At 66.3% G+C, this 16,200-nt stretch carries 9 protein-coding genes; 2 read left to right on the forward strand and 7 right to left on the reverse strand.

The genetic code is table 11. The annotated features are described in order from the left end of the window. Window positions 1-39 precede the first annotated feature (39 nt). The 3 genes from SM191_RS01030 to ptsP are packed head-to-tail and all read right to left on the reverse strand — an operon-like array spanning window position 40 to window position 5,224. The gene (locus SM191_RS01030) at window positions 40-1,713 is read right to left on the reverse strand and encodes a PTS fructose transporter subunit IIC (protein WP_341504563.1); all 1,674 of its coding nucleotides are present in this window, start codon (window positions 1,711-1,713) and stop codon (window positions 40-42) included. Further along, window positions 1,710-2,678 carry a 1-phosphofructokinase gene (gene pfkB / locus SM191_RS01035; RefSeq protein ID WP_341504564.1) on the reverse strand — a complete coding sequence of 323 codons (969 nt, stop codon included), beginning with the start codon at window positions 2,676-2,678 and terminating at the stop codon, window positions 1,710-1,712. The genes SM191_RS01030 and pfkB overlap by 4 nt, the downstream gene beginning before the upstream one ends. After that, complete coding sequence (ptsP, locus tag SM191_RS01040; RefSeq protein WP_341504565.1) at window positions 2,678-5,224, reverse strand: phosphoenolpyruvate--protein phosphotransferase; 2,547 nt, start codon at window positions 5,222-5,224, stop codon at window positions 2,678-2,680. Before ptsP ends, pfkB begins: the two co-directional genes overlap by 1 nt. 161 nt (window positions 5,225-5,385) lie before the next feature. Here ptsP and SM191_RS01045 point away from each other — a divergent pair, with 161 nt between their 5' ends. Both SM191_RS01045 and SM191_RS01050 read left to right on the forward strand, forming a co-directional pair. Further along, window positions 5,386-6,402 carry a LacI family DNA-binding transcriptional regulator gene (locus SM191_RS01045; RefSeq protein WP_341504566.1) on the forward strand — a complete coding sequence of 339 codons (1,017 nt, stop codon included), beginning with the start codon at window positions 5,386-5,388 and terminating at the stop codon, window positions 6,400-6,402. A gap of 5 nt (window positions 6,403-6,407) precedes the next feature. Next, window positions 6,408-7,406: a class 1 fructose-bisphosphatase gene (locus SM191_RS01050; RefSeq protein WP_341504587.1), complete on the forward strand. Its 999-nt coding sequence runs from the start codon at window positions 6,408-6,410 to the stop codon at window positions 7,404-7,406. Between the two features lie 124 nt (window positions 7,407-7,530). On the opposite strand, the gene SM191_RS01055 is transcribed toward SM191_RS01050, so the two are convergent. The 4 genes from SM191_RS01055 to SM191_RS01070 all read right to left on the reverse strand — a co-directional run bounded on the left by SM191_RS01055 (window position 7,531) and on the right by SM191_RS01070 (window position 16,131). Further along, on the reverse strand, window positions 7,531-8,169 hold the full coding sequence (locus SM191_RS01055) for a TonB-dependent receptor (protein ID WP_341504567.1): 639 nt from the start codon (window positions 8,167-8,169) through the stop codon (window positions 7,531-7,533). A gap of 491 nt (window positions 8,170-8,660) precedes the next feature. Continuing rightward, window positions 8,661-10,121, reverse strand: a complete 1,461-nt coding sequence (locus SM191_RS01060; protein ID WP_445949798.1) for an amidohydrolase — start codon at window positions 10,119-10,121, stop codon at window positions 8,661-8,663. A 26-nt stretch (window positions 10,122-10,147) separates the two neighbouring features. Continuing rightward, window positions 10,148-13,174, reverse strand: a complete 3,027-nt coding sequence (locus SM191_RS01065) for a TonB-dependent receptor domain-containing protein (RefSeq protein ID WP_341504568.1) — start codon at window positions 13,172-13,174, stop codon at window positions 10,148-10,150. Between the two features lie 167 nt (window positions 13,175-13,341). Next, window positions 13,342-16,131, reverse strand: coding sequence for a M14 family metallopeptidase (locus tag SM191_RS01070; protein WP_341504569.1), 2,790 nt, complete (start codon window positions 16,129-16,131; stop codon window positions 13,342-13,344). Window positions 16,132-16,200: the final 69 nt, after the last annotated feature.

The raw sequence follows: 16,200 nt of genomic DNA on the forward strand, positions 1-16,200 counted from the left end.
CTCTTGGAAAACTCTTGTCCGCCCCGAAGGCCGCAGATGTCAGACCTGCGTGACCGGGCGCTTCACCAATCCGACCAGCACCGCGCTGACCACCACTCCGGCCGCCAGCGCCACGACATAGGCGGCAAGATGCGTGACCGCGCCGGGGATCGGCAGCACGAAGACGCCGCCATGCGGCACGCGCAGTTCGACGCCCGCGACCATCGAGATCGCCCCCGCCACCGCCGAACCCGCCATCAGCGACGGGATCACCCGAAGCGGATCGCGCGCCGCGAAGGGGATCGCACCCTCGCTGATAAAGGCCAGGCCGAGCACCGCCGCCGCCGCGCCCGCCTCCCGCTCGTCCGCCGTGAAGCGGTTGCCAAACAGCCGGGTGGCGAGCGCGATGGCGAGCGGCGGGGTCATGCCCGCCGCCATGGTCGCTGCCATCGGGGTATAGACCTGGCTGGCGACCAGTCCGACCGAGAAGGCATAGGCCGCCTTGTTGACCGGCCCGCCCATGTCGAACGCCATCATGCCGCCCAGGATCAGCCCCAGCAGCACCGCGTTCGACCCCTGCATTCCGCGCAGCCATTCGGTCAGGAAGGACAACACGGCGGCGACCGGCGTGCCGACCGCATAGATCATCAGCAGGCCGGTCAGCAGCGTGCCGAGCAGCGGCAGGATCAGGACCGGCTTCAACCCCTGGAGGTTCTTCGGCAGGCGGATGACGCGGTTGAGCGCATCGACGCCGTACCCTGCGATGAAGCCTGCGACGATGCCGCCCAGAAAGCCCGCACCCAAGCTGCTCGCCAGCATCCCCCCGATCATGCCCGGCGCGATGCCGGGCCGGTCGGCGACCGAATAGGCGATGTACCCCGCAAGCGCGGGCACCATCAGCGCGAAGCCGCCCTTGGCCCCGATGGTGAACAGGGCATAAGCGAGCGTGCCCGCATTCGCCTCGTCATTGGCGTGGATGCCGCCCAGCGCGAAGGCGAGCGCGATCAGCAGGCCGCCCGCCACCACGAAGGGCAGCATGAACGAAACGCCGGTCATCAGATGCTTGTACGGCCCGGCACGCTCGGTTGCCTCAGGGGTGCTGGCGGCGGTCGTCGCGCCACCCTGCACCTTGGCCTCGGCCAGCGCCTTTTCGATCAGCGCCGCGCCGCCGGTGATGGCAGGCTTGGTATTGCTGGCCAGCACCCGCTTGCCCGCGAAACGCGCGCGGTCGACCTCGCGATCGGCGGCGATGATCACGACATCGGCCTCGGCGATCTGTTCGGGCGTCAGCGGGTTGCCCGCGCCGACCGACCCCTGCGTCTCGACATGGATGTCATAGCCGAGTTGCCGCGCGCCTTCCTGCAACCCCTCCGCCGCCATGAAGGTATGCGCGATACCGGTGGGGCAGGAGGTGATCGCGACGATCTTCTTCGTCGCGGCGCGGGTGTTCTCGCCGATAGCCAGGGCGGCGGCCGGATCGGCGAGCACCGCCTCCAGCGTCAGCAGCCGGTCGGCGCGCGCGCGGGTCGCCGCGTCGGCGCTGTCCTCGGCCCCGACGAACAGCAGCATGTCGTCGTCCCCGGCCGATACCGGATTGACCACGCCCTGCGCGGTGCGCAGTTCAATCTCGATCGACCGGCCCGCATCGCGCGCCGCGCGGCGCAGTGCCTCGCCCGCCAGGACGCCGGTGACGCCCGCGTCCCCGGCGTCGACGATCGCCAACAGCCTCTTCATGCGTCCTCTCCCACCATGGACGGGCCGTTGATCCCGGCTCCGCTGATCGTCACTTGCGCCGCCAGCGCGTCGATGGTTGCCAGATCGGGCAGATGCGGCCCCAGCCGCCCCAGCTTGGCGACGGCGAAGGCGGTCGACAGTCGCGCGATCCGCTCCAGCCCCGCGCCCTCGGCGATCCCGGCGGCCAGCCCCGCGACCATCGCATCGCCTGCACCGACCGTGCTGGCGAGCGGCCCGGCGGGCAGATGCGCGACGAGCGCGCCTTCCTCCGACACGAAAAGCGCGCCGTCCCCGCCCATCGACACGACCACCAAGGCCACGCCGCGCCGATGCAGCGCGGTGGCGCACCCCACGACATCGGCCATGGTCTCCAGCGAGGTGTCGGCCCAGGCGGCCAGTTCGCGGCGATTGGGCTTGACGATCATCGGCAGCACATCGGCGCGCAGGGCCTGGGTGAGCGGCGCGCCGCTGGTGTCGAGCAGCACCCGCGCGCCGCGCGCGGTCAGCGTCGCGACCATCTCGGCATAGAGGATCGGGTCGCATCCGGGCGGCAGGCTGCCCGACAGGACGATCAGCGCGTCCTCGCCCGCGAACGCCGCCACGCCTTGCGTGACCTGGGCGACATCGGCCTCGCCGACCACCGGACCGCTCATGTTGATGTCGGTGGTGTCCGTATCGTCGACGATCTTCATGTTGACGCGGGTGTCGCCCGCGATGCGGATGAAACGGTCCTGGATCGCCTTCTGCTCGAACAGCATCTCGAACAGCGCGGCATTGCCTTCGCCGAGCAGGCCGAACGTGGTGACCGGCGCACCCCAATCGGCCAGGCAACTGGCGACATTGACGCCCTTTCCGCCTGCATCCTGCCGGATCGAGCGGGCGCGGTGCACTTCGCCCGGCACCAACCGGTCGAGCGTGATCGTCTGGTCGATCGCGGGATTGAAGGTGACGGTCGCGATACGCATCACGCGGCGCTCCTCTCGCGGATCTCGACGACCTGTGCGACGTCCAGCGCGCGCACCTCGGCGGCGCTCTCCACGGTCAGCGCGTGGGCGGCGAGCGCCTGGAGCGCAGGCAGCTCGCTGACCCGCAGCCGCGCCTTGACGGCGGGCAGGTCCCGTGGGGTCATCGACAACTCGGTAACGCCCAGCCCGGTCAGCAGCGCCGCCCCGAACGGATCGCCCGCCAGCCCGCCGCATACGCCGACCCAGCGATCATGTTTCCGCGCACCCTCCACGGTCATCGCAATCAGCTTGAGCACGGCGGGATGCATCGAGTCGGCCTCGCTCGCCAGTTCGGGATTCTGCCGGTCGATGGCGAGCGCATATTGGGTCAGGTCGTTGGTGCCGACCGAGAAGAAATCGGCGTGCTTCGCCAGCGCATGGGCCTGCACGGCGGCGGCGGGTACCTCGATCATGATGCCGACCGGCACCACCGGCGCGTCGAGCGCCACGCGCACCGCCTCGCACCGTTCGCGCAGGGTCAGCAGCTCGGCGACCGAGGTGATCATCGGGAACATGATCGACAGGTCGCCGCCCTCCCTGGCGGCGCGATAGAGCGCGCGCAGTTGCGGCTCCAGCAGGTCGGGGCGGCGCAGCAACAACCGCGCACCGCGCACACCCAGGAACGGGTTCTCCTCCTTCGGCAGGTGCAGATGCGGCACCTGCTTGTCGCCGCCGATATCGAGCGTACGGACGATCAGCGGGCGGCCGTCCAGCGCGTCGATCATCGCGCGATAGACTTCAAATTGTTCGTCCTCGCTGGGGCTGTCGCCGCCTTCGAGGAACAGGAACTCGGTGCGCATCAGGCCGACGCCCTCGCCACCCTGCGCCAGCGCTTCGGCGACCTGATCGGGGCGGTTCACATTGGCGGCGATGGCGACGCTGTGGCCGTCGCGGGTCACCGCCGGGCGGCTGCGCTCGGCCTCCTCGGCGGCGCGGCGTGCGGCGATGGCAGCGATCCACTCGCGCGCCGAGGCCAGGTCGGCCTCGGACGGGTCGAGCCAGACGCGGCCGGTATCGCCATCGACGATCGCGACAGTCCCCGCCGCCTGCGACAACAGGTCCGCGCCCGCCGCCACGACCGAGGGCAGGCCGAGCGTCCGGGCGAGAATGGCGCTGTGCGAGGTGGGCCCGCCCAGCGCGGTGGCGATGCCCGCTACGCGGTTGGTGTCGAGCGCGGCGGTGTCGGACGGCGCCAGATCGCCCGCGACCAGAATGCACGGCGCATCGGGCAGGTCGTCCAGCGTGCCCAGACCGAGACCGGGGTCGATCTGCGCCAGCACGCGCCGCCCGATATCGCGCAGATCGGCCGAGCGCGCGGCCAGCACCGGATTGCCCAGCGCCGACAGCTGACCCGCCATGCGCTCGATCGCCTGATGCCAGGCCCATGCGACACCATGTCCCTCGACCATCAGCTGGCAGGTGAGCGTGATCAGGTCGGTGTCGTCGAGCAGGCCCGCCTGCGCCTTGAAGATCGCCGCATCGCCCGCGCCCAGGCGGCGGGTGGTGTCGTCGATCAGCCGCTGCATCTGCGCGCGGGTACGGACCAGCGCCCCCTCCAGCAGCGCGCCGCCGGTCGCCAGGTCGACGGGATGGTCGACCACGTCCAGCTCGGCGGAGGCCAGGACATGGACCTTGCCGATCGCGAGGCCGGGACTGGCCGCGACACCCGCTATCATCGCGGGCGTGCCGACCGGCTTCCAGCCCTGGACCGGCACGGCGGCGGCGGCCTTTTCGGCAGCGCGGGCGGCATCGGCCTTTTCGCGCGTGGTCAGGCGCGCGATCGTGCCGTGGAAGCTGTCCAGCGCAGCCTTTGCACCAGAGCCCGACGCCGAGATGGTGATCGCGTTCCCCGCCTTCAGCCCGAGTTGCAGGAGAGCGACCAGGCTGCGCGGATCGGCGGTTTCTGCGTCGTGGCGGACGCGCAGGGCGACGGGCAGCGCCTTGGCGGCTTCGGCCCAGGCGGCGGCGGGGCGGGCGTGCAGGCCGGTCGGATAATCGACGGTCCAGGTCACCCGCTCGTCCAGATCCTCGGCCGGCAGGCGGGCCCGGTTTTGGTCGACGGCATCATCCTGCAACGCTGCGATGATCAGTGACGGGTCGGTCGTGGTCGCCAGCTGGTGAAGCCGCGCCTCGTCCTGGATCAGGCGGGTCAGGCGGCGCAGGATTGCGATATGGCTGTCCGAACTGGCGGCGATGCCGACGACCAGATGTGCGACTTGACCAGGATTCCATTCGATCCCGTCAACGAACTGGAGGACCGCGATTCCGTCGCGGCGGACCAACCCCTTGTCCTCGCCCAAGCCGTGCGGGATCGCCACGCCCGAGCCCAGATAGGTGTTCGCCACGCCTTCGCGCGCGATCATGCTGTCCTCATAGCGCGGCCCGACACAGCCCGCCGCGACGAGCATTTGCCCCGCCTGGCGGATCGCGTCCTGCTTGTCGGTCGCGATGGCCCCAAGCCGGATCAACTCCGGGCGGACGGCAGGGGGTGGGGCTTGGGTGGACATGTCTCTCGGGCCTCTCCGACGCGACTCTGATCATCGCTTGCTGCTCTAGAAAACGTTTTCTCGAATTTAAGTCAATAGCGCTTGCCACAAATCAGGTGAGCGGGCATGAAAAGGCAGAAAGCGACGTCAGATCACGCTGCGGAGAGGAGAGAACGTTTTCCATGACGGTAGGCATCAAGGATGTAGCGCGAGTCGCCAATGTCTCGACCGCGACCGTCTCGCGCGTGCTGGGCGGTCGCAACGTCGATGAGTCGATGCGCGACCGCGTGCTCGCGGCGGTGCGCTCGACGGGCTATCGGCCAAACCTTGCCGCGCGGCGGCTGCGCTCGCGGCATACCAACACCATCGGGCTGGTCGTCGCGGACATCCGCAGCCCGTTCTTCACCGCCGTCTCGCGCGTCATCGAGAACCTGGCCTATGCGCGTGGCATGCGGGTGATCCTGTGCAACACCGACGAGGATCCGGTCCGTGAGGCCATGTACCTGCAACTGATGCAGGACGAGCGCGTCACTGGCGTCATCCTGGCACCGACCCGGCAGGGGCTGGCCAAACTGGCCAAGACCAAGCCCGATTATCCCATGATCCTGATCGATCGCACCACGCCCGGCATCGCGCATGACTGCGTGGTGCTCGACAATGCGGCGATGGCGGCGATGCTGGTCGAGCATCTCCATGCGCGCGGCTTCCGCCGGATCGCTGGACTGTTCGGCGCTTCGAGCAGCACCGGCGAGGAACGCCGCACGGGCTTCGAGGCAGCGGCGCGGCGGCTGGGCCTCGAGGCCGAGGCGATCGCCGTGCCGCATGGCGATGGCGAGGTGGCGCGGATCGTCGCCGACCGGCTCGCCCGCCCGGACCGCCCCGAGGCGCTGGTGGCCAGCAACGGCCTGGCCCTGATGGCGGTGCTGCGCACGCTGCACGGGCTCGGCCTGTCGGTGCCGGGCGACATGGCGCTGGCCGGGTTCGACAATGAGGGGTGGATGGATCTGGTCGGCGGCGGCCTGTCGGTGATCGAGCAGCCGGTCGAGGAGATCGGCCGCACCGCCATGACGATGCTGATCGACCGACTCGACCATGCCGATGCGGCGGTCCGCAAGGTGGTGCTGGCCGGGCGCCTGATCGCCCGCGGCTCCAGCGAACCCCTGACGCCTTCTCTCTCCTCCACCGTTCCCGGAGCCTGACCATGATGCCACGAATGTCGCTCACGCGCTTCCTGATCGAACAGCAGCGGGGGCCTGCGAACCTGCCTTCCGAACTGCGCCTGCTGATCGAGACGGTGGCGCGCGCCTGCAAGACGGTCGGCCATGCCGTGTCGAAGGGCGCGCTGGGCGAGGTGCTCGGGTCGCTGGGCAGCGAGAATGTGCAGGGCGAGGTCCAGAAGAAGCTGGATGTCATCGCCAACGACTTTTTGCTCGATGCCAATGAATGGGGCGGACATCTGGCGGCGATGGCGTCGGAGGAGATGGAGACGATCCACCGCATCCCCAACCGCTATCCCAAGGGCGAATATCTGTTGCTGTTCGATCCCATCGACGGGTCGAGCAACATCGATGTCTGCCTGTCGGTCGGCACGATCTTCTCGGTGCTGAAGGCTCCGGCGGACGCGGCGGGTCGCGAGATCGGTGAGGAGGATTTCCTCCAGCCCGGTTCGGAGCAGGTCGCGGCGGGCTATGCCATCTATGGCCCGCAGACGCTGCTGATCCTGTCGATCGGGACCGGTGTGTACGAGTTTACGCTGAACCGTGAAGTGGGGTCCTGGAACCTGACCGACGGCCCAATCCGGATGCCCGGCGGCACGCCCGAATTCGCGATCAACGCGGCGCGGCGGCGCCAATGGTCGGAGGCCGTCGCCCGTTTCGTCGACGACCGGGTCGCCGGAACCGAGGGGCCGTGCGGCCGGGACTATTCAATGCGCTGGACCGGATCGATGGTGGCCGACGTTCACCGCATCCTGAAGCGCGGTGGCACCTTCCTCTACCCCAGCGACGCGCGCACCGGACAAGCCCGGCTTCGCCTGATGTACGAGGCCAATCCGATGAGCTATCTGATCGAACAGGCGGGCGGCGCGGCGATCGATGGCGAAACACGAATCCTCGATATCCTGCCCACCGGACTGCATCAGCGCGTCGGATTGATGCTCGGCGACGCGGAGGAGATCACCGCACTGCGTGGCTCGCCTTGTTGAACGGCATCGCGGCGCCACCCACATCATCTTTCCCGAAGAAATCGGCCCGCCTGCGGAGAGGCGGGCCGAAAGCACATCAAAACCGTGCCTTGACGCCGACATAGAAGGACCGGCCCAGAACGTCCTATGTGCCGGGCAGCGTATTGCCCGGAGTGCCCGCGATCACCAGCGGCGCCTTGTCGAACAAATTGGTGACGCCGAACCGGAACTGATAGGCGTCGTTCACACGAACCCGCGCGGTCAGGTCGAACAGATCACAGGCCGGCGCGCCGGACGCAGGGTTTGCCGGGCGGATCACCGCCGTGACGTCGCGCATCGCGTTCAGATGGCGCCAGCGGGGCAGCGGAAGCGCATTGGTCGCGTCGATCGTGCCCCGGAACTCCTGGAATGCATCCGTTGCGAAGTTCTTGATCTGATAGCTGACGACCGAGTTGAGCGTGAAGCGCCCCTCGCCCAGACTACCCAGCGACCCCAGCGGCACGGCCCAGTCGAGCTGGAAGTCGACACCGCTGGCCTTCAACCCGCCCGGATTGAGATAGGGCAGCGAGACATTGGCGATACCGCCGCTATTGCCGCGCGAGATTAGCAGGCAGAAAGTGTTGGTCGCGCTGTAGCTCGGGTTGCTGCCGTCCTGGTTATAGCATTTGGCCAGCGTGGTGTTGCCCGCCACCGTCGAAATCACGTCGCGGATCGAGATGTCGTAATAGTCGACCAAGAAGGACAGGCTGTTGAAGACCGGCGACGCGAATTCAGGCCGCAGCACCGTGCCCGGACCCGTGATCCGTTCGCGCCCATCGGCGAGCTGAGCAACTCGCCGATGGGCGCGCGCACCGCTCGCTGATAGCCGCCACGGATAAGCAGCGTGCGGGCCGGCATGAGCCCCCGCACCTTTCGCGGAAGACGCGGGATGGCCCAGGCTGCGGAGCGCCACTCCGAACAGGCATAGGCCATGCCAATAGCGACGGTTTCAGGCGAAGCCGCAATCCGGTCTCCGGTCCGGATAGCGTCGATGAGCCCCCCATGTCGTCGCACATCGACGCCTTCGCCACCGTCTCCCTGAGCGGGATGTTACAGCACATTCTGCGCACGATCGCTAAGGCCGGGCGGCAACGCTCTCGAGTTCCGGTTCATCCATCGTCAGCATCGGCCCCCTGCCTCGCCTGCCATGTTGGCGCGACGGAGCAGGGATCCCCTTTGGACACCGATGGACACTCATGATGGTCGCGCGTTCCGGGAAGCGCCCGATCTTCGAGGCTATTCCGACGCGGTCTTTCGGTAATCCAGCGGCGGCTTGCGATTGCCCAGCATGGCCTCATAGGTGAAGTTCGGCCCCCGGCGCTTCTGGAGCTCCGCCTTGGCAGCAGCGATTTCGGCCGGGTTGCGGAAGAGTTCGGCCGCCGTCAGCGCGAGCGTCTTGGTGGCGACGATGGCGCCCTTCACGCCGATGCTCGATCCCGCCGCCGCGACGTTCTGCCAGCTATGCCCCGCCGATCCCGGCACGAAGGTCGCGGTCGACAGCCCCACCGTCGGCGTCACCCAACTGACGTCCGACACGTCCGTGGACCCGCCGATCGCCTTCGTCTCAAGCCGAGCGGGTTCGATCTGGCCGACGCTGGCGAGAGCGGGGGCGCCCGCCGGCATCGATTTCTGCAACTGGGTGGCGAAGGCGATCTCTTCGGGTGTCCAGGTGATCCCGCCCACGGCATGCAGCCCGCGATCCATCGCCTTCATCAGCACTTCGTTCGGCAACAGGCTGTAGACGCCACCGATCTGTTCGAAGTCGACCGTCGTCTCGGTGCCCATCGCGGCGCCCTGCGCGGCCTTCTTGACCCGCTCCATAACCGATTTGACGATCTCCGGATCCTGGTCGCGGACATAATAATAGACTTCGGCCTCGTCCGGCACGACGTTGGGCGCCTTGCCCCCGTTGGTGATGACATAGTGGATCCGCGTATGGTCGGGAACATGCTCGCGCATCATGTTGACCATGGCGTCCATCGCCTCGACTCCGTCCAGCGCCGACCGCCCCTTTTCGGGCGCGCCCGATGCATGCGACGACTTGCCGTGAAAGCGGAACTTGCCGGAAATATTGGCGAGCGACGGCGCCTGCGATGCGGAGTTCGCATTGCCCGGATGCCAGTGCAGCACGGTGTCGACGTCGTTGAACAGGCCCTCGCGGACCATATAGACCTTGCCCGACCCACCTTCCTCGGCCGGCGTGCCATAGACGCGGATTTCGCCCTGCACGCCGTTCTTGACCATCCAGTCCTTGACGGCGATCGCGGCATAGGTGGACGCGGTGCCGAACAGATTGTGGCCGCAACCATGACCGGCATCCCCACCCAAGGGGGTCCGCACCGGCAAGGCGGCCTGCGACAGCCCGGGGAGAGCGTCATATTCGGCAAGCACGCCAATGACCGGTCCTGTCCCGTTTCGGAAGCTGGCGACGAAGGCGGTCGGCTCGCCGGCCACCCCCGCCTTCACCGTGAACCCCGCAGCCTTCAGCCGGGCTTGCAGCAGCGCCGAGCTTTTCGTCTCCAGATAGCCCATCTCGGCATATTTCCAGATTTGCAGCGCGGTGTCCGAGATCGGCGCGGCATTGGCATCGACCGCAGAGATCAGCGCGGTGCGATCGGTAGGCGCAAGGTCTTGCGCCGTGACGGGCATGGCGGCGGTCGTCGTCATCAGCGCCGCCCAGAGCATCATGGTCTTCATCGTCTATCTCCTCAAGTCCGTGCGGATCAGAACTTCTTGGTGATTCCCATGAAGAAGTAGCGACCGATCACGTCGTAATTCTGCGCGTCGTAATTGCCCTGGGTGTCGCCGACCTGCGGCGGCTTCGTGTTGAACAGGTTGGTGACCCCCATCCGGAATTCGGTGGTATCGCCCGCCTCGAACCGCGCGTTCAGGTCGAACACGTTGTATGCGTCGACACCGCGCGTGCTGCTCGCGGGGTTCACGACCTTCGCCGAGGCAATCATGCCGTCAATATACCGCCACCGCAGCCCGAGGCTGGCCCCGCCCAGCGAGTAGGTGAACGACGTCACCGACTTCCATTCGGGATGCGCCAGCCCCGCCGTCGTTTCGACGCCGGTCCCGATGCTGCCGGCATAATCATAGCTCGGCGCGCCCGGCAGTGCCTGGATCGTGAACGACGCCAGATAGCTGACCGCGGTATTCAGCGCGACCGTCCCGGCGTTGCTTCCCAGCCCGATGTCCGAAAGATTGACCTTCCAGTCGAACTGGACGTCGATGCCCCGCACCTTGAAGGTGCCGAGGTTGAGCAGCGGTTGCAGCGGGTTCACCGGCACGCCGTTCGACGTATTGCGCGAGATCAGCGAGCAGTAATAATTGCTGGCGGCATATTGCGGGTTGTTGCCGCCCGCATTGAAGCAGAACTGGAATGCCTGCGCGATCGAAAGCGGGCCGACCGCCTGCTTGATGTCGATGCGGTAATAATCGACCGACAGCGACATGTTGCGGAAGAGCGGCGACGAGAAGGGTGACTGGATCACGCCGCCCGCCGAATAGGTGTCGGCGATTTCCTCCTGAAGGTCGGGGTTGCCGCCGGTCAGCGCGAACACCTGCGCCGTGCCGAGCTGATAGCTATCGATGATCGCGGTCGGCACACCCTGTTGCAGGCACAACGCACGGACCTGCGCGCCGTTCGCGCCGACGCGGTAGGACGATCGCACGTCGCACGGATCGCCGTTCGCGGTGGTCGCGGCGGGGCTGCCGATCGCGACGCTGCCGGTCGAGATCGGGGCGTAGAGTTCGCCCACGCTCGGGGCGCGGATCGCGCGATTATATCCGCCGCGCAACCGCAGCGCGTCGAACACCTGCCAGTTCGCATCGGCCTTGTAGGCGTGCACCCCGCCGACCGAATTATAGTTGGAATAGCGATAGCCGAGATCGAGATCGAATTGCTGGATCAATGGGATATCGTGCAGCAACGGCACGAGCAGCTCGCCATAGACCTCGCCCACCCTGACCGTTCCGCCGGCCGCGCGCAGGACGCTATAGCCCAGGATATCGCTGGTCCCGTCAGGCAGCGAGAGTTGCGCATCCGGCTGGAACGCATAGGAATTGCTGCGATAGTCGGCACCCAGCGCGAAGCGGAGGCTCCCCGCCGGCAACTCTGCCAGGCCGCCCTGGATATTTGCTTCAATGGTCTTTTGCTGGAGTTCGTTGGTGTTGAGCGTGCGCCGAGAGATGTAACTAACGCATTCCTGCGAAGGCGTCACGTTACCGAACGGGTTGAAGCCACCGGCGCACAATTCGGTGCCGCCGGTCGGGCTGTTCAGCAGGCGCGAGATGGCGCCCGCGCTGGCGCCGCCGGTTTGCGCGTTCTGGAACTTGGCCTTGCTGGTGTTCGCGTAGATGTCCCAGGTCCAGTCGCGGATGCCGAGCTTGCCCGACAGTCCGGCGGTCAACTGATATACGTCGTATTCATAGGACTGGACGCGCGGACCCAGGATGTTGAGCGCCTTGTAGAAGGTGACCGCCGCGTTGGGATTGGGCCGCGACGCCAGGATCGAGCGGAAGGCCGGCGAGATGAACGGGTTCGTCGTCGGCACCGTCAGGCCATAGACGTTCGAGGCCAGCGTCGGGTTGGTGATCCCGACCGAATTATAGGTGGTATAGCTGAACTGGCCGAACGCCTTGATGTTGTCGGTGACGTCGTAGTCGACCTTGCCGAACACCGAATAGCGATCGAGATCGGCCTGTAGCGATCCGCCATTATAGCCGAAATTGACCTGCTGGCTGTTGGTGCCGCTGTTGACGATATAGGCTTCGTCGGTCTGGGGATCGCGATAGTTGAGCACGGGAACGCCCGCCGTGCTGAACAGCGTCTGGTCGGTGTTGAAGCCGATCTGCCCGGTATAGCGCCCGGCCGCATTGCCGGTCAGCGCGGGCGTTCCATATTGTCCCACGAACACCGAATTGACCGCGGCGAGCGTCGGCAGGTTGGCACCGAACAGCGCGGTACCCTGCGGGATCGTGCTCAGCCCGGGCGTGGTGGTGCGGAAGGTATAATAGTCGCGCTTGATCTGCTGCGCGGGGTCACGGCGGGTATAATCGAACGACAGCACAGCGTTGCCGCGATTATCGGCGAAGGTCGAACCGGCGGTGGCGGTGATGCGATAGGTGTTGCCGTCGCCATAGTCGCTCACGCCGGTCTGGCCGTTGAGGGTCACGCCCTTGAAATTGCGGCGCAGCCGGAAATTGACCACGCCGGCGGTCGCATCCGACCCATAAGTGGTCGATGCCCCGCCGGTGATGACCTCGATATTCTCGATCAGGGCTTCCGGAATGGTGTTCAGATCGACCGAGCCATCGGGGTTGGAGGGCTGCATCCGGCGGCCGTCCAGCAGGATCAGCGTGCGCTTCGCCCCCAGGCCGCGCAGGCTGGCATTGGCCTGGCCGCCGTTCAGACCGGTGCTGGTGCTGCCGGTATTGCCCTGCCCGAACGCGCCGGTGAACTGCGGCATCTGCGACAATGCGCTCTCGACGGTGACACGACCGGTATTTTCCAGCGTATCGCTCGACAGGGAGACGATCGGACTGTTCGCGACATAGTCGGACCGGGCAATGCGCGATCCGGTGACGGTGACTTCCCCGAGCGACTCATCCTCGGGCTGTTCAGCCTGTACGCTGGCTGGCGGCGCGGTCGGCACGCTGCTCTGCGCATGCGCCGTGCCGGCGGCGAGTGCAATGGAAGCGCAGCTCCCGCCGAGAAACGCCCGCGTGATACCCCGTACAACCATGTCGAACTTCCCCCTTGAACCAACCGCATCGTTGGCGGCCTCAAGGATCATGACGCGGTCCGATCGCGGCACCTCACGTGCGCAAAGAAAAAAGTTCCAAGAAAAAGGGAGCGATTGTTCCCAATCGCCCCCAAAATGCCATCATCGCGTACTATTATATCATGAGGTCAACGCGTGGCGGTCACCGACGGACCGTATAGCAGGCCATTGAACAACAGCTTGAACGTCGCATAGGGCTGTGCGCGCTGGGTGATTTCAGGGCCCATCGCGAACAGCTTGCCCTTGCCCAGATCGGCATCGACGATCGCGACCGTACCGTCGAGGCGCTCTTGCCCCACCGCCCAGCCGCTGCGCAACGGCGCCGCCCCCTCGAACCACGCGACCTTCTTCGCCGCGGTGCCGGACAGCGTGAACGGCTGACTTTCGTCGAAGAAGATATCGACCGTCGGCGTCATGCCGTATGCCAGCGGCTGGCGGGTATCGACCCGGGCGGACAGCAATGCGCCGGGAATGTAGAATTGCTTCTTGTCGAGCGCGGCGAGCGACCCATCGGCCTTCTTCGTGACCAGTGCGGGCTGTATCTGCGGATCCAGCAGCGTCGCCAGTCGGTTCGCGCTGCCGACCGTCACCACCGTCCCCCCGGCCTTTGCGAACGCCGCGACCGCGGGAAGCGTCTTTTCGGGCGTGACCTCGCCCAGCCAGCCGCGATACTCGGCCGGGATGTTTTTCGCGGCGGGCATCGCGAAGCGATAGCCCCCCGGATACGGCCCGCCCTGCGTCGTAGGCACGGTACCGTCCGCAAACAGCAGCACATCATATTTGGCGTTCAGGTTCCCGGCATCCAGCTCTTGCGGATACACCACGCTGAACGGGAATTCATATTGTTCGAGCAACCAGCGGGTCCAGCCAGCGGGAATCACCCCGCCATAGCGATCGACCAGGCCGACGCGCACCGGTTTCAACGCCAGCCTGGTGGCAGCGGGCGCACGATCCACGGCATAGGCGTCGATCCCGAGCTGCCTGGTCGACGACGCCATGATGGCAGCAGCGGCCGCCGACGCCGGGACCCAGATCGCACCGGCGGCCAGATCCTTGCCGCCCGCCCTGGTCGCGGCCCCGATCCAGGCCACCGGCACGCCCGCTTTCAACAGGCGATTGGTGAGAATGAAGCTGTTGTTCGCCTCATGCCCGACGATCCAGCCCGCCTTGCCCGAACCGATCACGCGGCCAGGGCCCACCGTCAACAGGTCTGGCACGGGTTCGAAGCTGCCCGAAAAATCGTCGAGCACGCGATCGAAGCGAATGCCCATCTGATAGGCCAGCGTGTAGCCGGTGACGTCATATGGCGCCTTGGGCGGACCGCCGGGAAATTCGGGGTCGTGCGGATGATCCTGCGGTTCGAACATGTCGATCACGTGCGGGCGGTATGCCTGCGCGGTCTTCACCACATATGTCCCCGCCGGATAGCGCTTGCCGCCGGCAGTGAACGACGCGGTGGCGCGATCGACATCGACGCCGTTCTTGATCAGCGCGTTGAGAAACGCGATCGTGGTCGGCATGTCACGCTGGTCGGGACCCAGCACATAGCCACGCGGGTCGCGCTTGGCCGGGTCCTGCAACACCGTGGCATAGAGCGAAGGCGCGACCATCCCCTCCCTCGCGCGGCTGTTATAGCCCACATAGCCTTCGTCGGCCTTGGCCCCCTTCCCCGCCTCCTTCAGCGCATCGACCCGTTTCGGCGTGGTGGTCCAGCTATCCTCGCTGCCGCGAACGATCGCCTGATGGCCCATCCGCCAGATGTTCATCAGCAGCCGCTCACGATTGCGCGACGCGTAATCCATGACCGCGCGGTTCAGCGACCATTGATATTCCAGGCTGTCCTTCAAATGCCACTCGCCCGGTGCGATTGGCAACGGCTCATCGCTGCGCGCGAGCTGGGTGTCGGCGATCAGCGGGATCTTTTCCGGGGTCGGACCGCCGATGATCTCGGTCAGCAACCCGATCGAATTGTGGAAATAGGCGACGGAGCGTTCCATGCCGTTATGCCAGGTGGAATAGGGCGCGGCGCTGCGCATCCCCGATCCGCCTTTCTGTTCCGACACCAGCCGACTGTGCATCGCGGAGCCGACCTCCTGCAATTCGGTCATCACGATCGGGTTGTAATTATAGTTGAACGGGTCGCGGAACGGCGGCACGAACACCACCATGCCGGCGGGTCCGGTCTGGTGCTGGTTGAAGATGATCTGCGGAAACCAGGTCCGGAACAGCATCCGATTGACCGCCTCGGTCTCCGGCATCTGCACCATGAAGCTGTCGCGGTTGTTATCGTGGCCGATATATTTCTGGTAGAGACGCGGGATGGTCCGGAACTCGCGATCCTTGGGGTCGGGATTGCGCATATACCAGTCCGCGACCAGCTGAAGCCCGTCCGGATTGTCCTGTGCGAACAATATGATCTCGTCGTTCAGCACGCGCATCGTTTCCGCATCGTTCCCGGTCAGCATGCGGTAGAGCACATGGATCTGGCTTTGCGTCGTCACCGTCTCGGTCGCGTGCATCCCGGCGTCGATCCACACGATCGCCTTGCCCTCGTTCGCGAGCGCCTGCGCCTCGGCCTCGGTCTTCACCTCCGCCTTGGCGAGTTTGCGTGCGATGTCGCGGTAATGGCCGAGCTTCGCCAGGTTCGCAGGCGAGCTGACGATCGCGACCCACATCGTGCGTCCCTCCGCCGACTTGCCGATATCGACCAGCTTCATACGGTCCGATTGGCTCGCGAGCTTCTTCAGATAGGCTTCATAGGCGTCGTAATCGGCGAGGAAATAGTCGCTGCCCGGTTCCTGCGCAAAGGCTTCGAACGGTGCGGTAACGGCGCCGACCTTTGGGGTGATCGGCTCGGCGGAGGCCGCACTTGCCAGCGCGAACGCACCGACGCCCAGAAAAAGCATGACCTTCGACATATGATATCGCCCCTTTGCCGCCGGACGTGACCGTCCCCGTGTTCCTCAAGACGTATGCTCGGGTCGGTC

Origin of the sequence: Sphingomonas sp. 2378 (assembly GCF_038084995.1) — a bacterium.
Lineage (GTDB): Bacteria > Pseudomonadota > Alphaproteobacteria > Sphingomonadales > Sphingomonadaceae > Sphingomonas.